The organism is Enterococcus sp. AZ015, from assembly GCF_050499225.1.
GTDB classification, from domain to species: Bacteria; Bacillota; Bacilli; order Lactobacillales; family Enterococcaceae; genus Enterococcus_D; species Enterococcus_D entomosocium.
In genome coordinates, this window is record NZ_JBMHEX010000001.1 from 2172298 (window position 1) to 2193743 (window position 21446).

Below are 21446 nucleotides of genomic sequence, written 5' to 3' on the forward strand. Positions count from 1 at the left end.
GAAAAGATGTGATACTATGAAAAAAAGGAGCGTTCAGTGAAACTATGTCAGACAAACGAATTTTCTTACAAACGAAATCGAAACCTTTTGCACCGATCTCACAGCTCTTAACTCAGCGGTTGCTTCTGGCTTACAGCTGTGTGTTGATTCTACTCGGCTTGTTCACCTCGCCGCCTCAGGCATTGTGGCAAGGATCGTTGGCTATTTTGAATGCCCCTAGCAATTTGATTTCTGATTATTTTGCAATCGGCAATCTCGGAAGCGCCTTTTTGAATAGCGGCTTATTGACTTTGATTAGTATCCTGCTTGCTAAAAAGCAAGGAACCATTATTAGTGGTCCGATGATCGCCGCTTTCTTTACCATATCCGGCTTTTCTTTTTTTGGAAAAAACATCTTTAACTCAATCCCCATTCCCTTGGGTGTCTATCTATACTCTTACATACAGCAACGGCCCTCAACCCAGTACTCACTTGTCGCTTTATTTGGCAGTGCTGCCTCACCCGTCATTAGTTACTTAGCATTTGGCTTAGGCTTACCTTTGCCCCTAGGAATCGCGTTAGGTTATGGAATCGGCATTTTGATTGGCTTAACACTCCCCCCACTGGCAGCACAATTTTTACAATTCCATCAAGGATTTTCTTTGTACAATATTGGCTTTGCCACCGGTATTATCACTATGTTTTTCACTAGCTTTTTACGATTATTCGACATGGAAGTCTATTCGAACAAGCAATTGACGACTGACTATCACTATTATCTGACGGCTTTCTTGCTCATCCTTTGTTTTTTCTTGTTTTTTATTGGTTATTTTTTAAATAAACGATCAATAAAAGGTTTAACGGATCTTTTTAAAACTTCTGGGAAACTGATGACCGATTATGTCACAATTTTTTCACTAGGAATCACCATGATGAACATGGCAATGATGGGGCTCTTGATGTTAGTCTTTATTTTCCTGCTGCAAGGCGAGCTTTCCGGTCCACTTTTAGGGGCTGTATTGACCGTGATTGGTTTCAGTGCCTTTGGAAACCATTGGAAAAATAGTTTGCCCGTGATGATTGGGGTGGTCTTAGCCACCAAAGTCGGTTTGACTTCTGATGTATCCACCTTCAGCTTATTACTCACAGCGATCTTTGGAACAAGTTTAGCTCCGATCAGTGGGTATTATGGTCCTGTAGCTGGTATCTTAGCAGGCATCGTCCATGCAGCACTGGTCACAAATATCACTTATTTACATGGAGGATTGAACTTATACAATAACGGTTTTTCCAGTGGATTTGTCGCGGCGGCAATGGTACCATTGTTAGATGAATACCAACAAATCAGAAGGCGGCGAAAAAAATGATTGAAAAAGAACGGGCACGACGAATCGTCGATGAAGTAGTCACCTACTTTTTGTCCCATGACTGTCAAAAGATAACGAGCGAGATGGCCTTTGAAGCAGAAGGTTTCAAAGCAGTCGTGCAGGGCCCTTTCCCTGAACAGCCCTCTGATCTAGAACATTTTATCAACATGCTCAATACACCAAGAGACAGTACCTTGGAAAACTATTACGTTGAACTGTTGGGCGGTCATCAAACGATCCATGAAGAAAAAGATTACTATTTATTGGGATTAATGATCGATGAAGCCGCCATTATGTATGATGAGGGACAACTAGTCGTTGAACTGTTTCGCAAAAAATATGACTGAAGAGTAACAAGCAAACGACGTTTCTGATTTGTGGATCACACAATTCAGAAACGTTTTTTTGTTCGTTCCTCGTGACAAAATTGAAAGTTTATTGATAGATTTTTCACACTCCTTTTCAGAAAACTAGCGTTATACTTTCATCATAATAAAAAACGAGGTGACCTATTTATGAAAAAATTTTTGATTGGACTAGCAGTTGTCGTGCTTGTGGGATTTGGTGCATTGCAAATTGCTGAATCAGTCATCATGGGGGGCGACAGCTATTATGTCCAAATCACGACAGATGGCGAAAAGACGACTTCTAAAGATGACAGTGGCAATGTCTATACTCAATACCACTATGAACTACCGGCTTATGACGAAAATGGCAAAAGCAAAACCCTTGATTTCAATGGTTTCCAAGAGCGGCCTTTGCGTAAAGAAGCCTATTTGAAACTTACATGGAATGAGAAAAAAGGCGTGACCAGCTATGAAGAGGTCAAAGAAAAAGACATTCCCGCAAAAGCACTAACTCAATTAAAAGGAGCGTAACTTAATCATGGAAAAAATTATTCAAGCAAGTGAACTTACTAAAGTTTACGGAAAAGCCAACGAAAAACAAACCGAAGCCTTGAAAGGCATCAGCTTTGATATTGAAAAAGGTGAATTTATCGGAATCATGGGAGCTTCAGGCTCCGGTAAGTCTACCTTGTTGAACATTCTTTCAACCTTGGATCATCCAACCAAAGGTACGATCCGCATCAACAACAGCGACATCACCAAACTAAAAGGCGATGCCTTGGCAGATTTTCGCAGCCGTGAAATTGGCTTCATCTTCCAAGATTTCAATCTCCTAGAAAACTTAACAGCTTCTGAAAACATTGCGGTGCCCCTTTCTTTACAAGGAGTCAAACCAAAGATCATCCAACAACGGATCAAACGAGTCGCAGAACGTTTGTCTATCACGCATATCCTCGACAACTATCCGGCAGCAATCTCAGGTGGGCAAAAACAACGGGTGGCAGCCGCTCGAGCCTTGATCACGGAACCAACGATTCTTTTTGCGGATGAACCGACAGGTGCCTTGGATTCAAAAAGTGCCAAAGACTTATTAAATATGATGGACGACTTGAATACCAATGACCAAGTATCGATTTTATTGGTCACTCATGATCCCCTTTCTGCCAGCTATTGCCAACGTATTTTATTTATCAAGGACGGGAAGATCCATCAAGAAGTGAAACGTGAGGATCAAAGCCGGGAAGAATTTTACCGCAAGATCCTTGTCATTCTAGGAAACTTGGAACAATAAGGAGGAAGAACACATGCTTTGGAAATTATCACTTACCGGAATCAAAGGCCGGTTGAAGGATTATATCGTCCTCTTTTCTGGTTTAGTCATGGCCTCAGCCATCTTCTATATGTTCGAATCAATGGCCAGCAATGAAGCCTTTTTAAAAAGCAACTCGATCATCAGTATGGTGGTCTTTATCTTTCGCTTTGGTTCTGTCTTATTGGGGATCATCACCTTTGCCTACATTTTATACGCCAATTCTTTCTTAATGGCGATGCGGCAAAAAGACTATGCCATGTTTATGATGCTAGGAGCCAAAGGACGTAAGATCGCCCAAATGATTTTCATTGAAACATTCTTGGTCGGGATCGCCGCCACTGCTGTTGGTTCTTTACTAGGTATTGGATTAGCCAGTGGTGTCAATACCTTACTAGTGAACCAATTAAATTTACAGATCAGCCATTATGCGGCCTTTAATCTACAAGCATTAGTCGTGACACTTGCATTCTTCTCGATTCTCTTTTTGATCGCTGCTATCTTTAATGCACGGGCAATTGCCAAGAAATCAATTTTAGCCTTGTTACGAGAAACCAGCACTCCGGCGCAAGTCAAGCAACGTCCTTTCATGCTCTTTTTGCAAACTGTCTTAGGGATTTGTTCTTTAGCAGTCGGTTATTATATGATGAGCGACTTGATGAAATTCCAATTGATGGGGATCGGTGTTGCCCTAGTTACTATTATTTTAGGGACCTACCTTGTCTTTCGTTCCGTGATCATCACGATTTTATCTTTGCTGAAGAGGACCGATGCCATTGCTTTGAAAAGGTTAAACAATTTCACCTTGTCTCAGCTAAGCTTTCGGATTCGTGATTATACGCAGATGCTATCGATGGTAGCCATGCTCTTTGCTCTTGCATTAGGTGCCTTGACTGTTGGTCTGGGCTTCAAAAACGAGATCCCAATTATGGCAAAATCCGTTGCCCCTTATGACTTGTATTTGAATAATGCCCAAAATGCTTCTGACGAAAAAGTTGCAGCCTTAAAGCCGACTCTTGATGTCACTTATAGTCTGAAGGAAACAGACGACACCCTTTATTACAATAAAGATCAATTCAACAAGAACAACTTGCTCAGCACCAGTACGAATCAGTTGAGTATCGACGTTACCTACAGCAAGCTGTCGGGAGACCAATTAGCCAAAGATATCACCGCGCAGGACCAATTGCGTAGCTACCTCTTGCCAGAACAACGAGGCAAAGAGATCCAAGTTGTCGATCAAACCGCTTTTGACACAATCAATGCCCCTGAATCCAGCTTGCGAATGGTGCAAGTCAAAGACTTTCAAGCAAGTTACGATGCATTACATGAATTGGCGCAAACAAACCAAGAAACCAATACTACTGAAACTGCCGATACGAATTTTTCGCAACGGGTTTTCGTCTATGACACGTATAATGGTCTCTTCTCGGGTTTTGAATTTATGGGCTTTTTCTTGGGGATCGCCTTCTTGACGATGTTAGCAAGCTGCTTGATGTTTAAAATTCTTTCTGGGGCCAACAGCGACATTCAACGCTATACGATGTTGAAAAAAATCGGAACCCGGACTAGCTTATTGAAAGGATCGATCCGCAAAGAGATTGGTGTGCTCTTCCTAGTTCCTGGTATCTTAGGGATGATCCATGTCTTGTTCGGATTACAAATGTTCACAACATTGATGATCGATCCGTACCACGATCTATGGCTGCCCTTTGGCATCTTTATTGCTCTCTATGCCATTTATTACGTGGTGACCATCTGGTTATACACCAACATCGTTTTACGACCAAACAAAAAATAACTCGTACAGACTTTCTGAATTGCTCAACGCAAAGAGACCATCAATCCGCTTGATGGTCTCTTTCATTTCGTCGCTCTTCTATCGAAAAAAAACGCCGTTAGCTTTGAGGTTTAACGCCCATATGCATCGCGGCCGCACCTCCTGCATAGCTTTTGACTTGCAGCACATCAAAGCCAGCTGCCTGAAACTCCCGTTTCAATGCCTCCTTGTCAGGAAAATCCCGCGCAGACTCCTGGAGCCATGAATATTCTTGATAGCTTTTGGCGAACAATTTGCCAAATAACGGCATGACATGGTGAAAATAAAAAGTAAACAGTTGCCGCCAGCCGATCAGTGCGGGCTGTGATGTTTCGAGACAAACGATTTTCCCGCCTGGGCGCAGCACCCGATGGATTTCCGCCAAGACTTGTTGGCGATCCGCGACATTTCTCAACCCGAACCCGATCGTCACATAATCAAAGTGCGCGTCTGGAAAACTTAATGCCATCGCATTGCCGGTCTGCCACTGGATCTGCGTTTGTTGCTTTTTCTGTGCCTTTGCTTTGGCAACCGTTAACATTTCTTCGCTAAAATCAACGCCGGTCACTTGCCCCGTCGGACCGACCGCTTCATTTAAAGCAAACGCCCAATCCCCGGTACCGCAGCATAAATCTAATATCTCCGCACCCATTGGTACTGCCATTCGTTTCATGGTATCCTTGCGCCACCGTTTGTGCAGCTGAAAGGAGATAATACCGTTCATTCGATCATAACGGGAAGCGATCGATTCAAATACATCATGTACTTTGGTTTCTTTGGCTGTTGTTGCCATTGCGGCACGTCCTTTCTTTGTTCCCTTCGTTTTGCTGTTGCTTCACGTGCTTCTGCTTTTTAGTCTAGCACGAAAAAACCTGCGGAACAAAAACCCTGCTTTCTCCTTTTCCTTCAGTCATTTCCCCACCAAAAAACAGCCTTTCCTACATAGATCCCCACGTTGTTGACCAAGGCAATTCGGTCAGCAATAAGCGGATCCAGCAGTGAAAGACTGTTCTTCTAGCTTTTAAACAGGTTATTCACGTTTAATCGATGAAGTCCCAGATATTGTTCCAATAAGAAACACGGTCTGCGCCATTTTCATCTTTGTAGCGCACAGAAATCAAATTACGGATGTCATGAACAGGAATGTCAAGGGTGACAGAATCCGTTACGGGTCTTTGCTGCACGTTGTATGTTCGATAAAAGGTGCCATCCATATAGACGTCAAAGGTACTAAGATTGGAATAAAAAATCTGCAGATGATTGTTATGAACAGCAAGGTTGATCAACTCACCAGTGACAGCGCGTGTACCGGTCTGAAGCGTGAGACTGTCTTCCCCTATCAAAATGTTTTCCGTCTCTGGTTGATTCCCCGAAACTCTACCGTTGATCGTTACCGGGGTCAGAACATTCCCAGCAGCTGCCTGTTCATCCACCCGAGCAGTCAAGTTCCATTCTATGCGATCTCCAGGTGCGATCGGGCGTTCTAAGTGGATCGTGATACGATCGCCAGAAAGAGTTGCCGAGGCGACATTGTCTTGGTACACGAGCGCATCGACATTTAAGAACGTCAATAAATTCGGCGAGATATCTAGCGTCACAACAGCATTTTCAATATCGTCTTTCCCAGAATTTCGCGCATCGTTGCTTTCTACGATCGTCCGCAAGATCATTTGATTGCCGACGGTGATAATCGGATTGCCTTCTTCATCACGATCAAAGCTTTGCGGTACTCGCAACGTAATCGATGGGTCAGAAGGTCGAATACTGGTGACTTCAAAGGATAGCGCTGGTGGGAAACGATCATCGCCAATGGCATCACGATACCCTAAATAGTCCTCGTAATCGCTGGCGGAAGGACTCGTGCTCCCCAACTGACCATTGGGTTCCGTCGTGGTCGTATCTGGTAACGTTCCTACGAAATCGTCATAACGATCATTTGCAAAATCTTTCGCGTAAAATTCGATATACACATCCTCTTCAGGATCAAGGCGACGTGGTAATTGATACTGCCATGGCACGGAGTTGCCTTGTTCGGCATCAAGCGTAATGACAAATGGGTCACCTGAAGCATCACGGATCAATCCTTGCGCGGTACTCGCATAAATGGCGACGCGCTCTTTTGGCTGATCGTCTTGCGGAGAATGAAAATCCATGATCCCCGAAACTGTTGTCGTCCGTTCATTAAAGACCTGATCCTCTGCCACTTGCAGACCAGTCGGTGGTCGTACATCCACGACGACCGCATCAGGCAAAGCGGCAATACTCTCTTCTGTTGCATGAATGAAAATCGAATCGTCAACATCCTCCATCGTCGGGTCTAATCCTCGGTGGGCACGCAGCACTTCAAAACGTTGACCTGTCTTGAAAAAGTCGTCCCGCGTCCATGCGATCACACCATTATGCACCTCACCAAAAACATCGACAGTTGATTTGGAGGAAAGCCATTGCGTTTCAAGCTGGTTGCCTGCTTCGTCCTTCAAAGCAACTTCCACCCAGACCTCATCATCCCAGGCATCGCGAATCGCCCCCGTGTATTCATACGGAACGACCGCTTTGGCATAAAAGGTTTTGTCGGCATTGGTCGGGGTCACTAAGTGCTGGATCATTGGCGGATAATTATTGGCAGAAAATCGCGTATAGGCATTCCCGCCCCTAAAAGTCGTACTGTTGAATTCATTTGAAAAAGGCTCTCCCGGCTGCGGACTAACGATTTGTGCAAAATTGACATTGCCTAGTTGATAGCTCAGTGGATTCCAGAAATTGTCCGGATCACCATCTAGATTCACGTCGTTGCGCTTTTCCCAAACCGCTAGTCCAACACGATTAGACATAAAGGTACTGTTACGGTTCGAATTAGAAAAAGCTTGTCCGCCATTCGGACGATTATTTCGGAAGTCATAAAACAGTGGTTCATCAATCACAAAATTGCTTCTGGCAACCGAACTGATTATTCCATTATTTGCACCTAGGGTCCGACCTTCCATTCGAAAAGTCGCGTCTTTTCCAGCTAAGAACTCGGCTTCTCCGCCTTGCATCCAAACAGCAGGTCCACGATGTGCATAGATATGGATTCGACTGTTTTCACCTTGTGCATGAAAAACCGAAGTTCCACTGCCATCAAGAGGAAATTGAATGCCTTGTCGACCAGCCGTATCTGAGCCATTACTGGCAGTAATGGTGGAATCAGCAGATGGGTCAAATTCTCGTTCTTCATCATTGTACTGATCAAATACGGCAAAACCTGTTTCATCAATATAGATGCCATCATCTGCCGCAGTCCTGGTGCCGGCATGGTTAAAGATATTCAACTGACCAGCTGACTCCACATAGAACTCGTTGTTCCGCCCGTACATCCGCACTGCAGCCGCATTGCCATGGTATTTGACGATATTCATTTTCCCTTGGTCGGCAAGCACAAAGGTCTGCTCCCCTACTAAGCGAAACCGCATAACTGAACCATAGTCATGATGTTGACCATCGCCAAACAAATTAAACTGCGACCCTTCCCCAGTTACCGTCACATTGCCGCCGAGTTTGGTGGTCGATCCCGCTTTCGAAATCTGATTGACAAAAGCTGTGGTTCCTTGCGGTACACCATTCGTGGGACTGGGGGCTCTAGAATAGGAGTTTACGACCGCACCGCCAGAAATAATCGTACGAGAAAACTTGTTATTCCCCTCATCCCGTTGTCCAATCAAGGAAATTATTGCGCCGTTCGCTCCCGCTAAATTCATTTGTGATGAGACATTTAAGACCGTGCCTTCTCCATCGACTTCAAAAATCACTTCATTAGTACGTCCTTCGAGATTTGCCCAAATTACTTGCCGCTGGACGCTGTAGAGGTCTACTTTAGAACCCTTATTGACTCGAAACGAGGTTGAAATGTTGTTGTTATTTGGATGAAGTCGAAAAATTGGCCGAGTATTTGAGATCTTGACATCCGCCTCATCCGTAATCAAGACACTTTTGACATTAAAGCTGCCATTATCATTATTAGTACCTGCGGTTGGATTCTTGTGAGCCACCCAATGGAACGTTCCGCGAATCTCGAGATTTCCTTGCTGCAAATAAAGGAAATCATTGCCCGTACTTCCCTCTAGCACACCACTTTTTGCCTCGATATTTTCTATTTTGACCGTCCAAAAAGCCGAAGCTGCCAGCGATTGTTGATAGATCAACGCGTTTAATCCTAGATTGTTCCCCTGAAAATCGATCGTCATATTTTTTAACTCAAAGACCGCTGGTTGACGATCATGGGTAGTCGTCAGTTCAAAGAAACGTCCAGTAGGATTCGTGCTATAGTTTGGTGTCCCGTTCGTGTTGAAACGCTTCGGTGTGGTTAAGGTAAAGCCATTCCCATCGATGGACACCGAACGATTCAACGCAGTTAAGCGATTGTTGGCCTCATTCGTATAATCAGCGGTAATGTCAGCGAGAAACACGATTTCAGAGATCGAGGAATCACTAAAAGCAGCCCGCAGCTCTTGATAGTCCGAAACTTCGGCACGCTCTCCTTGCATCGCCCGTTCTGAAAGTAGTTCGACTGCCGCTGACTCATTGGTTTCCTGCTGCTGAATGTCAAGAAAGGCTGCTTCTTCTGCAGCCATGTCGGCTTCCAATCGCAAGGCTTGTCGTTCCTCGAGAGAAGGCGGAGCGATTTTTTGCAGCGTTCGGTTTCCCCGTTTAAGAACAAATTCGATGGCGTCTTCTTCTCCTAAAGAGACCGGTAATGCCAAGGACAACGTTTCTTCCGTAGGCGCCACTTCGATTGCCACACCATAAACACCCTCTTGTTCAGCTGGATGCAAGGTCGCTTCCTCAAGCTCAAGCATTTCAAACATTTCTAATGACACCAGCGCTTCATGATTCGCCATCAAGAAAAGCGTCTCGCCTGCGGCTTGTTCCGATTCGATCGTCACTACATATTGTCCTGTTTCTGGGTCAAAGTGACCGGACACTTCATAGGAATTGCCACCATGGATAGCAAAGACCGCATACAAGATAGAAATTACGATAAAGCCCCCTAATGCAGCGGCAGCCAGTTTGATTTTCGAGACAGTCGCCAGAACAGTAAATGATTTCATCTAGGCACCCCTTTCCTTTGATTACTCCAACAGTTCTTGTCCCGTTTCAAAGCTCGATAGATAATACAGCTTGATAACGACACTTGCCGAAAACGCATCTGCTCCTGACGTATTACTTCCTTGCCGATATTCGACTGATTCCACTTTTAAAAAGCGATTCAGGTTTTCCATCCGATCAATAAAACGCACGATTCCTTCATTCGTCTCACTCAGGAGGTCAAAGCCGATCCTTGTGACCCGAAATTGCGTAGCCAAAGGATTGTCACCGGTCTGATCCGCCAGTTGTTCTGGTGTAGGGTAAAGCATCTCTTCATTAAAGGTCGATTGCAAAATCGTGATCGGCAATTCCGTTTCAAGGGCAGCGAGATCGGTAAAATAAGACTCGATCGCCATACCATTGGGAATGATTGGCACCTCATTGACCGTCTCTGAGGAAAGAAGGTCTGGTTCCGCTTGTAGGTAGACCAGCTGTTCCTGAATGTCACGGATCTCAGCTTCGATCCCAGCTAATTCCTGAGCCAATTCGATCCCTTCGGCACGTTTGGGATTCAGTAAAAATAGCCAGAAAATGAGTACTGAGGTAGCGAGAACTAACGCAATTACCGCGGAGATGATGATGTGTTTTTTGGAGAAAAAGACTTTAGTCATCCGCTTCCACCTCGCTTTCCTCTTCGCTCTCTTCACTGATCACTTGTGGTGCAGCGATTCGTGAGAGGTAGACAGTGATGCGCCCATCTTGCGGCGTTGAACTATGAGAAAAAGATTGATAAGTCACATGATGTACCCAATCAATTGCTTCAAAAGCCGATTTAAGGCGAATCAGACTTTCATAAACATCTCCTTGGACCGCCAAGTTCACCGAAGGAAACAATGGTGTGCCGTCTTGGGCTGTTTCGGACATTGTCCCCTCACCATTTAGCAGCAAATTATACGAATTGATGGTCACATCGATCCCTGATGCCACTTCCTCAAAGGTTTCCATAATGGGAGCCGTGAAATATTTCTCTTGCTTTTGCAGGACGATGAATTCTTGTAGCTCTTGTGATTTTGATGCCAGCATCTCTTCTAACTGGCGCTGGAAAACGATGCGCTCTGCTTGACTAGACATGATATTGCTTTGATTATTGGTCACCAGCCTTTGATAATACCAAAAGCCTAACCCACAAACCCCAACGACTACTAACGAAAGGAGAAGCGAAACCGAAAGAATGACTTCAAACGCCCGATTACGGATAAATTTATTAGGCAATAGATTGATGTTCATGGTTACACCTCTTTCGTCGCTAATCCCGCAGCCAAGATATAGCGGTCGGGAATTTTTTTCTTGCTGGTTTCACTTACTTTTGCGGAAATCGTTTTGACCGGCAAAGAAGACAACTCATGAAATATTTCTTGGACTTCTTTCCGCAGCAGTGGATGACCGCCGACTAAGTAGATTTTTTTCAATTCACAATCAGGCGAGATTTCCTGATAATAGTAAGCAATCACCGAATTCAAGGTTTCTGCTAACCCTTCCAGAGCTTGGATCTCCGCACTTTCCCTAAAGTTCACTTGCACAGATTGGGCTTTTTCAATATATTTCCAGTTGGCTTGATTATAATCTTCATACTGCACGTAAGTCGGCACCAATTCTTCAAAAAAGGTGATATTAGCGATGCCAGCATCTAACTCGACCAGCACGAAATTTTCACTCCAGTTGATCTGTCGCTGAAACATGCGACTATACGCCAGAAAACTGCAATCGACGCCCATCAACTGATGGCCGCCTTTTTTCAATGTATCGCCTAGTTGAATCAAAATCGGCTCTGATGTGACCACGACTGGCACATTGCCATTGATGGTAAACCGATTCCGCTGGATGACCACAGCTTGCGGCTCTGCTTTTTCTTCCTTCTTGCTGGCTTTTTTCTTTTGTGCTTTTGGTGCTTTTTCCTTGTTGCCTTTACCAAGGATCAGTAGATCAAAAATCGGGTTTTCAAAAGGCAAAGAGATGGACTCCCCCAATTCAAAATACAAGTACTCGCGAATCTCTTTTTCCGAGTTCATCTTACCGATTGGGATCTGTTTGATCAGCAGACGAGAATTTAGTGCCGTGATCACCACACTCATCGTGCGTAATCCCAAGCGTTTGGCAATCTCATTGAAGGCGGCTTCAAGACTATCAGGATTGCGCAGCTTATCATCTTTAAAAATCGTACCATTCACAACCAGCTCGCCGTATTTGAGACGGTCACCTTTTTTGGTACAGTAACGGATGCAGTTTTTTTGGATGTCGATCCCTACTAAGCGGGGAATTGTTTTTTTGCCAAACATACGAGGACCTGCTTTCTTCTTGTTGGTTTTATATGAAGGAACCAACGTTATTTCTATGTACAACGCTTGCTTAGCAAATCAAGCAAACGCCAAGGTCAGCAACCCAATTCAAAGGAACCAGCCGCTGCCAAGATAAACCATGCCGGTAGCAATGGCGATAAAGGGACCAAAAGCAATGTAGCGGCTTTTGACTTTGCCCCGTAGCATTTGGATCACGTAAAAGATCACTGCCAAGCAAGAAGCGACAAATAAAACCGTCAAGACTTGTACTGGGCCGATATACACGCCTAAGACGGCAAATAATTTGATATCGCCGCCACCCATGCCTTTTTTACTGAGCTCCGCTAAGAGATACAATGGCAAGAAGCCAGCAAAAAAGCCAACGAGCCAATACCACCAAAATTCATTTTGCGGTTGGATCAACCGTAAACCGATCCCTCCGGCGAAAAAAGGGGCTAACACTTTATTGGGGATCAGCTGATAGAAGATGTCGCTGGCAGAAATAATGGCTAATAAGGCTAATAAACACCAAGCGGCAATCACTTCAGCAGTGCCCCAAAACAGCAAGGTCGTACCCGTAAATAGCATGCCGATCAACACTTCATAAAGAAAAGCAATCAGCGGGATCTTTTTTTGACACTTACGGCACTTGCCTTTTAAAATAAGGTATGATAAAACTGGAATGAGGTCCCTTGCACCTAATGTCTGTTGGCAGTCATCACAGTGCGAGCGAGTCAGCAGGGATTCCTTTTTCGGAACCCGCCAACCAACCACTAGGAAAAAAGAACCTAGACACATTCCTATGATGAAAAGATATCCAATGATTAGGCCCATTGGGATCTGTTGCAAAATTTCGTTCATAAAAAACTCCTTTTTTCCTGGGGGGTTGAGTTGCCGTACACCTTAGGTCAGGTTAGTGACTTGAGGTGTTTTTAGTTTCCTAAAAAAATTAATATCTTATAACGGTGGAGGAGCTGGTTGAGGATCTCCAAATACATACTCTCGAGTTAAACCATTGATTTGATTTTGTGTTAACCCAGTACCGAGAACACCTATCTCGTTGCTATTTTCTTGTCCAGCCTTTAAAACGCCAGCTGGAGCATACATTGTTAAAGCACCTGTTGATCCGATATAAAACATAACATTATCAGTATCTTCCCATGATGTACTGTTTAGTAATCCATCATCCATTACATCTTCTAAGGTAAAATCTAAAACCGCGTTAGCTGTCCCGTCATTCAAGTTGCTATTAGTTGATTGATAGAGCACTGCTGCTGAGAAAGCTTGTTGAATATCAGAAACAACTGCATCTTCTCGAGCATTTTGAATCACGTTCCCAATCGCAATAACCCCGATCCCAGCGATGATCGCTAAGATAACGACTACTGCCAGCAACTCGACCAAGGAGAGGCCGCGCTCGTCTTTCAATAATTTATTCAATCGATTGTCTGTTGTTTCTTCTGCTAAAATTGCATCAATCATAGTGTGTTTACTCCTCCTGTTTCTTCCATATATATTAAACAAGCCGTCTAGGTGGCTTGATAATACCAAAATTCATTACCCTTGGATCGCACCGAATAAATCGAACATCGGGATCATGATCGCCGCAACGATCAAGCCAACGATCACACAGATTATCAAGATGACAATCGGTTCCATGATCGTTTTCAGTCGCTTACTGGTTTCATCAACTTCTTTTTGATAGATGATACTCAATCGTTTCAGCATGTCCTCAAGGGAACCAGTACTTTCGCCAATCTCGACCATCTGGGTCACTAACATCGGAACCATCATGTTGCCGCGAAAGACATCGCTCATCTTGCCACCTTCTTCAATTTGAAAGGCACAGTTATCGATGATTCGCTTGATGTATTTATTGGCAACGACATCCCGACTCATATTCAAGGCGGTCACCATACCGACAGAGCTGCTAAGCAGTGTCGACATGGTTGTCATAAATAATGAAAAACTATTTTTGGTGATCATATCGCCCACCAGTGGAATGCGTAATAGAAAACTTTGAAAAGCGAAATCAAAGGTTGGATCGCGTCGCGCGATCCACAGTCCGACGAAAAATCCGACGATCAAGACGGCTAAAACCCATCCTCTGGACTGAAGGAACTCGCTGATCGCCATCGTTGCGACGGTGATCGTCGGCAGATCGGCATCAAATCCTTCAAATACTTCCACGAACATCGGAACGATCATCACCAATAAAATGATCCCCACGATAAAGGTTAAAATCACTAAAATAATTGGATAGACCATCGCGGTAACGATCCCGCTACGGTTTTCGGCGCTTTTTTCATAGTAATCCGCCATATCCTTTAAATTTCCTTCCAGTGATCCAGACATCTCCGAAACAGCGATGACACTGGTCAGAAGTGTCGGAAAGGCATTGGGATGATCTTTATAGGCTTCTGAGAGCGGGCGTCCGCTATCAATCTCATCCCGAACTTCGCCAAGAATTTTCTTGAAATTCGGGTTTTTTTGTTGCTCTTCCAGCATTCGTGAGGCATCAACAATCGTGATCCCCGAAGCGATCAGTGTCGAAAACTGGCGCAAATACCCTACCAACAGTTTTAACGAAACTTTCGTAAAGAGTTGAATCTCTTTGTTCGCCAAGGTTTCTGGCTGTTCGATCAAACTGTTGACTTTGATATGCTTTTGGCGCAGTTTTTGGCGGGCTTCGACGGAGGAATTGGCACGCAAGCTGCCAGAAAACGTTTCGCCTCGGACATTGGTGCCTTGATAGGCAAAGAGTGCCATCGGCTATTCGCCCCCTTCCTCCATTAAGTTATCTGCCACATCAGCATCGACCCGTTCCGCAGCAACCAGTTCTTCTAAAGAGGCGCTCATGGTATGCATGCCTTCGTTTTTCCCCATCTGCAACATATTATGGATCTGGTGGGTTTTCCCTTGACGGATCAAGCTGGCGATCCCTCGGGTATTGAGCATCATTTCGGTTGCTGCTACACGTCCGTTGCCATCGATCGTTGGCAGCAAGCGCTGGGACAAGATCCCTAGTAATGCGCCAGCAAGCTGTGTACGAATCTGAGTCTGCTGATCGGCAGGAAAGACATCGACGATCCGTTCAATAGTCGCTGGGGCACTTGACGTATGCAAGGTTCCTAATACCAAGTGTCCCGTTTCCGCTGCCGTCAAAGCAATCGAGATTGTTTCAAAATCTCGTAGCTCCCCTACTAAGATGACGTCTGGATCTTGACGCAGGGCAGCTCGTAAGCCATTGCCAAAGGACATGGTGTCGCTGCCGACTTCGCGCTGGGCAACGATGCTTTTTTTGTGGTTATGGATGTACTCAATCGGGTCTTCCAACGTCAAAATATGCGTCTTTTTGGTATCATTCAAATAGTCCAGCATCGCAGCCAGTGTCGTTGATTTCCCTGAACCGGTCGGCCCTGTAACTAAGAACAAGCCTTGGCTTTTATGGATCAGAGTCCGCAAGACGGTCGGCATACCGAGTTTGCTTAACTTCGGGATCTCGATGGGGATCTGCCGCAAGGCGATCGAAACGGTATCTTTTTGGCGGAAAATATTGACCCGAAAGCGACAGATGTCGCCTAGTTCGTAGGCCAAGTCGGTCTCGCCTTTTCCCTTGAATTCCTCCCATTGCCGTTGGTTGCAAAGGATTTCGGCAATGGCTTCGATGTCCTTGGTGTCGATGGTCGGAACCCCTTCGATCGGTAGCAAGTCGCCGTGGCGACGAAAAATCGGCGGTACGCCTTCGACTAAATGGATATCCGATGCTTTTTGTTCGACGGCGATCATCAACCAATGATCGATCCGCTCTTTAGGTGACATGGCAGCAAATTGCGCCGCTTCGTTGCGATTGACGCCCTGTGTACTGCTGGCAGTCGTCGTTTTTGTCACTGCTTGCCGTTCTGCTTTTTGAATGATCTCCCGCGTCGAGACAGATCGGTCTTGATCGCTCTGGCGACTGTGGGCACGTTTTTTTTCTCTCAGTTCACGATTTTCCCGAATGCGGGTACGGGTCGGAGCTGTTTTTTCTCTCGTCGCCCTTTTGGTTGCTCGCTCTTGTGTTGCCACTCTCGTTTGATCCATTAAACCAGCCCCTTTCTATGTGCATTTCCTTTTAAAACAATGTATGTAGTTCTTCGGTGATCCCTAGATCACCGATAAATCAATCCGCGCCTCACTCTTCTGCGGCGACCACCTTCAAGACTTCTTCGATGGTGGAAAAGCCTTGTTGCACTTTGTCTAACCCATCATCCAACAAAAAGCGCATCTTTCGTTCCTGAACATAATCCATCAGCTGGTCGTTAGTCGCTTTGTTCGTGATCATACGACGCAGCTTGGCATCGATCGTCAACAGCTCTTGGACGGCCATTCGCCCTTTGAATCCCGTATTGCCACACTTTGGACAGCCCACAGGCTGTGCCAGTTCCGTAACCGTGATGCCATAGGATTCAAATAACTGCTTGTCCTTGTCGCTGGCTGGTCCTACTGTTTTACAAGAAGAACAAAGGGTTCGGACGAGCCGTTGAGCTAAGATGCCTTCTAACGCATTAGCGACCAGAAACGGTTCTACCCCCATGTCGACTAAGCGATTGATGGTGCTGACGGAATCATTGGTATGCAGGGTGGATAATACCAAGTGCCCGGTCATGGAAGCCCGAATCGCAATCTCCGCCGTTTCGCCATCTCGAATCTCTCCCACCATCACGACATTGGGGTCTTGCCGCAAGATCGACCGTAACCCAGCGGAAAAGGTCAAACCGACATTGCTGTTGACTGCCACTTGGTTGATACCTTGCAGCTGAAACTCTACTGGGTCTTCGACGGTGATAATATTGATCTCCGGCGTGTTCAACTCTTGCAGCGCCGCATACAAGGAAGATGATTTCCCTGATCCTGTCGGTCCTGTGACAAGAATGATTCCATGGGGTTTATGCAAAATCGCTTTAAAGGTCGCCAATACCTTCGGTTCAAAGCGAAACTCATCTAGGCGCCGAATGCCACTGGAGCGATCCAACACCCGAATCACGACTTTCTCCCCATGAATGACAGGCAAAACCGAGACCCGCAAATCAACCACGTTGCCCCCGTTACGAATCATTGCCCGACCATCTTGTGGCACACGTGTTTCGGTGATATCCAAGGAGGAAATGATTTTCAGTCGTGAAGTCACACCAGTCTGAATACTCTTAGGCAAGTTTTCATGGGTACGAAGCTCCCCATCGACCCGTAAGCGGACAACTAATCCTTTTTCTTGGGGATCGAAATGGATATCACTGGCGCCCCGATCCACTGCATCTTGCAGCAGGGTATTGACCAATTTTACGATTGGCGAATCATCTAATTTTGAGTCGCCTTCTGGATCGATGGTTTCAACGAGAGAGTCGCTCAAGCCATCCAAACTGATCTCAGAAGGGTAATCGCGAACGATCAGTTGTTGGATATCGGCATTGTGGGCTTTTTGCGGACGAATCAATAACCCAGTGATCAAACGCATTTCATTGATCGCCGCATAATCCCCAGGGTTTGCCATCGCAACCGTCAAGCGGTTGCCTTTTTTTTCTAATGGAAAGACGCTGTGCTGTTTGGCAAACGAGCGGGGGATCAGTGACAAAACCTCTGAGCTGATCTCTAAGTCAAACAGGTTGCCTGTTTGTGTTTTCTCAGCGGTGGTTGAACTTGGACTACTCTCAGACTTTTTGAGAGGCCTTCTAGGTTTTCTACGTGGCGTTCTTTCACTTGATTGCGGCAACTGGCGCCCTCCTTTCAATAATCGAGTTTGTTGATATAGTCAAACATTCGTGTAACGGTTAAATATGCTTCATCATCAGACCACATGTTTCGATCCAAAAAACTTCTGAGGATCGTTACCTCCCCCGGTTGTGCCTGACTTTCAAAGTCGCGGACGCGATAATTGACGCCTAATTGTTGCAGTTGATTTTCTAGTTCCACCTGGTCATCCATATAGTAAGGTACGAGAACGACCGTTCCTTCAAGACGACGGTTATGAGCCCCTGTTGCTAAAAAAGTCGGGTCAAATAATGCCAAATCTGGCAGTATTTCCATGACAAAGGTCGACTCTCTATCCACAGCTAAATGAAAGGGTTCAACGCCTGTATGACCCAAGATCAGCTGGGCACCATTTTTTAAGGTGATTTGATTCCAATACGCTGGATCTTCATAATAAGAATCAAAAACCGCTGAACTGCCGGCTTCTGCTAATGCCAATCTACGAGCAGTTTTCGGCGCATCGATAAATGAAAGCCCGTGAACCTCCATTATGGTATTGCTGCCATCCAATGTGATTCTTGACGGGTCATGGGGCACTGTGAATTGATTTTGATTCTGAAAATACGAGAAATCATCGATTGTTCCACCACTAGGCATCATCGTATTCGTCAGCATAAAATCACCATAAACAGTAATCCTTCGTTCCGTATCTTCGGTACTATGCACGATCGAGCCTTCCGTGACTGGTCCCGCATAAAAATTGCTGCTCGTCAGAACCATCGACGGCTTCATAAACGTCAAACTACCATCTGCCGCAGGGTTCTGTTTCGTGGCTTCTCGATGATAAAAATTAAAATAATTGGTATTTAATTCGCCTAACCCAGTGCCCGCATCCGGTGAATTTACGGAAACATTTAGATGGCCTTCAGCAAAGAGAACCCCTTCTTGCTCAACTCTCGAAGCCGAACTATTGGTGTTGTTGATCCATACGTTTCCAGCAAGGATATCCGTATATGCTTGTGATAGGACCAAGCGACTGCCAGCTCGACTGCCCAAATCGATATACATTCCTAAACCGGCTTGCAAGAAGATGTCTTTGATCACGTTCAACCCGTTACTAGGCTGTCCGCCATCATTCTGGATCGCAAGCAGACTTTTTGCCGAAAATTGCCCGCTTCCCTGTCCTTCCATCTGGACCCCATGATTAAAGAAAAAGGAACCATCGAAATGCAGCCAATTAAGAATCGGCTTTGTTCGAAAATCTAAAAATCTGCCGTCTTGAAAATCTTGCAGGACATTGTTGGCAAACCCGAATTGCAAGAAGTCATCCGATTCAAAAGCGAGATAATCAAACGATGGACGTACGCGTTGAAAATCGGCGACTTCAAACAATTTTCGAACCCAAGTATCGGCGGATACAGCTTGCCCTGCTGTAGAGGGTAAGTAATAGGGATAAAAAATGTTTCGCCAAATATCCAGCTGTGTTTGTCTTTGTTCGAGGTCTTCTTCTTCAAGCTGCATTTCATAGATATATTCGGCAGAAGCTGTATGTACTCGCGGTTGCCCTTCAGCCAATTGCGTCTGATCCGTGACTTGCGATTGAATTTGAATAATGATTTGAAGATTGGTTTTATCTGGCAGCATCGAGGCGGATTGGATCCATCCTTGCTCCCCACCAGATTTGGTCATTACATAAGGGGCGATCTCATTATATTCATAGTCAACGACAGAGGAGGTAAAAGAAAATTTATCATCGATGTTCTCATTCACATCGACTTCGTCCAGCACAAATCTCAATTCGTTATCTAGATGGTCTTGCCAGTCATTATTATTAGAATAGAAGCCGCCATTCTGCATGGTTCGAGTGATGAAATCATCTATTCTCAGTTTTAGCTCCTGAGAAGCGAGTTGAAAGGAATATTCGTGTACATCTTCCACTCGACGGAAGCTATCTATCGTTCGAATTTGTGAATTGACATTTCGAGCAACAAGGAAGACCAAGCCAATCATCAAAGAGGAAAGAATGATCGCCGCGAGGGCATAAATCAGCGCAAAACCAGCTTCATTTTGTCTACCATCGTCCATTCCCGGGTACCCCCCCTCTTGCTTTCTCATTGTCACGATAATTGATCGTAAATTCTCGTTTATAGATAATCTGCTTGTGGTAATCAGTGACCAGATCCTCCATCTGCCACCAGCCAGTCAAATCATCATAATAATCCGCAAAGTTGATCGTTTCCGTGTAAAATAAAACGAAAAACTTGGTCTGGATACTGAACGTATCGCGATAATTTGGCGTATAGTGATGGGTCAACGTCGCTTCATTCTCATTTTTTTGTTGAATGATCTTTAACTTAATCGTAGGATCTTTCGTATCATAGACTCTGGCACGAATATTGTTGGTATCTGTGATATCAGTCACAACCATTCGCGGACTGCCCTCTTCCGTAATCGTTGCCCCTAAGGTTCCTTCGGGCATTGTTTTGACAATATGTTCCTCGTGGAAAAGAAGACTATCATATTTTCCTAAATACCCCGCATGTTCATAGATACCATCAATTTTGGCGATTCGGTCTGCTTGCGCCAAGATTTCATTCGCTATCCCTTGAAAGGCAGCAATTCGACCTTGACGAACAGAGGCTTGGACGATCAAAAAGAGTGTCCCAGAAAAGAGTGCAATGATGATGCCGAATATGACCATCGCCCCTAACAATTCGACAAGCGTGATTCCTTGCTCATCCTGTAATCGATGCTTCATCTGCGCCCCTCCTTTGCAACTTCCGCAAGAACAGCCAGCCCTTTCAATAGTCTACTACCCAATGCAGATACGTTTCTGTCAAAAATGCGCCCGTTTGTTTATCGAAGACCTGAATAATAAGTCCGAGCCCGAGCTGACGACGGTCGTAACTGTCTTCTCGCAGTCCATGTCTGGGGTCTTCGCGAATGGAGACCTTGACCAAATAGTTGGTGGTTTCTTCATTCTCCGACAAGTACGTTCCCATATAGAGGCGATTTTCTTCCGAATTTACCAAGGGCTGCGGCAAATGAGCGCCAGAATGATCGTATACCACCTTGCGAATAAATCGGCCCCGATTGAGATCATCTACAGCAATCGGGATTTCTTCATACATCGGTTGCCCTTGCGCATTGTATTGAATCCCTGAATTATCGAGGACCAAATGGTGTCGGCGAACTTCTGAGGGATCATCTGGATCGACCATCATCCAAGAAGGTCTAGCCGTAAAGATCCCGATATTCAAATCCGCCAAGTCTTGAGTCTGTGCCCGGTAGATTAGCCATTCCTTGACATCATCTCGTGCTGCGATGGCCTCTTCCATTCGGGTATTGTAGCTAAGGATCAGGTTGTTTTGGATGATCAGCATGGCGATCATGACCATTGCGATCCCGAGAATGACGATCGCTCCAAGGATCTCAACCAGGCTGAACCCTGATTCATCAAGTACTTTATGTGCTTGTCTGCCGTTTTTCAGTTTCATCACC

18 protein-coding genes are annotated in these 21446 nt (G+C 45.2%); 5 read left to right on the forward strand and 13 right to left on the reverse strand.

Features of this window, described 5'->3' with window-relative positions; all coding sequences use genetic code 11:
* Positions 1-44: 44 nt before the first annotated feature.
* From IGK85_RS10185 to IGK85_RS10205, 5 genes are all read left to right on the forward strand, one after another.
* On the forward strand, positions 45-1346 hold the full coding sequence (locus IGK85_RS10185; RefSeq protein WP_005235137.1) for a DUF1576 domain-containing protein: 1302 nt from the start codon (positions 45-47) through the stop codon (positions 1344-1346).
* Positions 1343-1693, forward strand: coding sequence for a hypothetical protein (locus IGK85_RS10190; RefSeq protein ID WP_008378669.1), 351 nt, complete (start codon positions 1343-1345; stop codon positions 1691-1693). The genes IGK85_RS10185 and IGK85_RS10190 overlap by 4 nt, the downstream gene beginning before the upstream one ends.
* Before the next feature lie 168 nt (positions 1694-1861).
* On the forward strand, positions 1862-2224 hold the full coding sequence (locus IGK85_RS10195) for a YxeA family protein (protein WP_005235132.1): 363 nt from the start codon (positions 1862-1864) through the stop codon (positions 2222-2224).
* 7 nt (positions 2225-2231) lie between these two features.
* Positions 2232-2984, forward strand: a complete 753-nt coding sequence (locus IGK85_RS10200) for an ABC transporter ATP-binding protein (RefSeq protein ID WP_005235131.1) — start codon at positions 2232-2234, stop codon at positions 2982-2984.
* Positions 2985-2997: 13 nt separating this feature from the next.
* A complete protein-coding gene (locus tag IGK85_RS10205; RefSeq protein ID WP_008378672.1) occupies positions 2998-4803 on the forward strand; it encodes an ABC transporter permease in 1806 nt (601 codons plus the stop codon).
* Positions 4804-4900: 97 nt separating this feature from the next.
* On the opposite strand, the gene IGK85_RS10210 is transcribed toward IGK85_RS10205, so the two are convergent.
* The 13 genes from IGK85_RS10210 to IGK85_RS10270 form a co-directional block, all read right to left on the reverse strand.
* Positions 4901-5614 carry a demethylmenaquinone methyltransferase gene (locus tag IGK85_RS10210; protein ID WP_008378674.1) on the reverse strand — a complete coding sequence of 238 codons (714 nt, stop codon included), beginning with the start codon at positions 5612-5614 and terminating at the stop codon, positions 4901-4903.
* A gap of 247 nt (positions 5615-5861) precedes the next feature.
* Entirely contained in the window at positions 5862-9905 is a 4044-nt protein-coding gene (locus tag IGK85_RS10215; RefSeq protein WP_008378675.1) for a pectate lyase-like adhesive domain-containing protein, read from the reverse strand.
* Positions 9906-9926: 21 nt separating this feature from the next.
* A complete protein-coding gene (locus IGK85_RS10220) occupies positions 9927-10553 on the reverse strand; it encodes a hypothetical protein (RefSeq protein ID WP_005235123.1) in 627 nt (208 codons plus the stop codon).
* Positions 10546-11169, reverse strand: coding sequence for a hypothetical protein (locus tag IGK85_RS10225; RefSeq protein ID WP_005235120.1), 624 nt, complete (start codon positions 11167-11169; stop codon positions 10546-10548). Before IGK85_RS10225 ends, IGK85_RS10220 begins: the two co-directional genes overlap by 8 nt.
* Positions 11170-11171: 2 nt before the next feature.
* Positions 11172-12218 carry a type IV pilus biogenesis protein PilM gene (gene pilM / locus IGK85_RS10230; protein ID WP_008378677.1) on the reverse strand — a complete coding sequence of 349 codons (1047 nt, stop codon included), beginning with the start codon at positions 12216-12218 and terminating at the stop codon, positions 11172-11174.
* A gap of 108 nt (positions 12219-12326) precedes the next feature.
* Positions 12327-13079, reverse strand: coding sequence for a prepilin peptidase (locus IGK85_RS10235; RefSeq protein WP_008378680.1), 753 nt, complete (start codon positions 13077-13079; stop codon positions 12327-12329).
* A gap of 96 nt (positions 13080-13175) precedes the next feature.
* The gene (locus IGK85_RS10240; RefSeq protein ID WP_008378681.1) at positions 13176-13700 is read right to left on the reverse strand and encodes a type II secretion system protein; all 525 of its coding nucleotides are present in this window, start codon (positions 13698-13700) and stop codon (positions 13176-13178) included.
* A gap of 75 nt (positions 13701-13775) precedes the next feature.
* Positions 13776-14987, reverse strand: a complete 1212-nt coding sequence (locus tag IGK85_RS10245) for a type II secretion system F family protein (protein ID WP_008378683.1) — start codon at positions 14985-14987, stop codon at positions 13776-13778.
* Between the two features lie 3 nt (positions 14988-14990).
* The gene (locus IGK85_RS10250) at positions 14991-16301 is read right to left on the reverse strand and encodes a type IV pilus twitching motility protein PilT (protein WP_008378685.1); all 1311 of its coding nucleotides are present in this window, start codon (positions 16299-16301) and stop codon (positions 14991-14993) included.
* Between the two features lie 91 nt (positions 16302-16392).
* Entirely contained in the window at positions 16393-17967 is a 1575-nt protein-coding gene (locus IGK85_RS10255) for a GspE/PulE family protein (RefSeq protein WP_008378687.1), read from the reverse strand.
* 14 nt (positions 17968-17981) lie between these two features.
* Positions 17982-20030 carry a hypothetical protein gene (locus tag IGK85_RS10260; RefSeq protein WP_008378689.1) on the reverse strand — a complete coding sequence of 683 codons (2049 nt, stop codon included), beginning with the start codon at positions 20028-20030 and terminating at the stop codon, positions 17982-17984.
* Entirely contained in the window at positions 20017-20703 is a 687-nt protein-coding gene (locus IGK85_RS10265; RefSeq protein ID WP_005235107.1) for a PulJ/GspJ family protein, read from the reverse strand. Before IGK85_RS10265 ends, IGK85_RS10260 begins: the two co-directional genes overlap by 14 nt.
* Before the next feature lie 43 nt (positions 20704-20746).
* Positions 20747-21442 (reverse strand): type IV pilus modification PilV family protein, encoded by a 696-nt coding sequence (locus IGK85_RS10270; RefSeq protein ID WP_005235106.1) that lies wholly within the window; start codon positions 21440-21442, stop codon positions 20747-20749.
* Positions 21443-21446 lie beyond the last annotated feature (4 nt).

Coding starts and splice junctions, on each gene's coding strand:
- IGK85_RS10220 (WP_005235123.1), bottom strand. CDS start 10,553: ATGACTAAAGTCTTTTTCTCCAAAAAACACATCATCATCTCCGCGGTA.
- IGK85_RS10190 (WP_008378669.1), top strand. CDS start 1,343: ATGATTGAAAAAGAACGGGCACGACGAATCGTCGATGAAGTAGTCACC.
- IGK85_RS10195 (WP_005235132.1), top strand. CDS start 1,862: ATGAAAAAATTTTTGATTGGACTAGCAGTTGTCGTGCTTGTGGGATTT.
- IGK85_RS10240 (WP_008378681.1), bottom strand. CDS start 13,700: ATGATTGATGCAATTTTAGCAGAAGAAACAACAGACAATCGATTGAAT.
- IGK85_RS10215 (WP_008378675.1), bottom strand. CDS start 9,905: ATGAAATCATTTACTGTTCTGGCGACTGTCTCGAAAATCAAACTGGCT.
- IGK85_RS10235 (WP_008378680.1), bottom strand. CDS start 13,079: ATGAACGAAATTTTGCAACAGATCCCAATGGGCCTAATCATTGGATAT.
- IGK85_RS10205 (WP_008378672.1), top strand. CDS start 2,998: ATGCTTTGGAAATTATCACTTACCGGAATCAAAGGCCGGTTGAAGGAT.
- IGK85_RS10185 (WP_005235137.1), top strand. CDS start 45: ATGTCAGACAAACGAATTTTCTTACAAACGAAATCGAAACCTTTTGCA.
- IGK85_RS10270 (WP_005235106.1), bottom strand. CDS start 21,442: ATGAAACTGAAAAACGGCAGACAAGCACATAAAGTACTTGATGAATCA.
- IGK85_RS10260 (WP_008378689.1), bottom strand. CDS start 20,030: ATGGACGATGGTAGACAAAATGAAGCTGGTTTTGCGCTGATTTATGCC.
- IGK85_RS10250 (WP_008378685.1), bottom strand. CDS start 16,301: ATGGATCAAACGAGAGTGGCAACACAAGAGCGAGCAACCAAAAGGGCG.
- IGK85_RS10210 (WP_008378674.1), bottom strand. CDS start 5,614: ATGGCAACAACAGCCAAAGAAACCAAAGTACATGATGTATTTGAATCG.
- IGK85_RS10225 (WP_005235120.1), bottom strand. CDS start 11,169: ATGAACATCAATCTATTGCCTAATAAATTTATCCGTAATCGGGCGTTT.
- IGK85_RS10200 (WP_005235131.1), top strand. CDS start 2,232: ATGGAAAAAATTATTCAAGCAAGTGAACTTACTAAAGTTTACGGAAAA.
- IGK85_RS10245 (WP_008378683.1), bottom strand. CDS start 14,987: ATGGCACTCTTTGCCTATCAAGGCACCAATGTCCGAGGCGAAACGTTT.
- IGK85_RS10265 (WP_005235107.1), bottom strand. CDS start 20,703: ATGAAGCATCGATTACAGGATGAGCAAGGAATCACGCTTGTCGAATTG.
- pilM (WP_008378677.1), bottom strand. CDS start 12,218: ATGTTTGGCAAAAAAACAATTCCCCGCTTAGTAGGGATCGACATCCAA.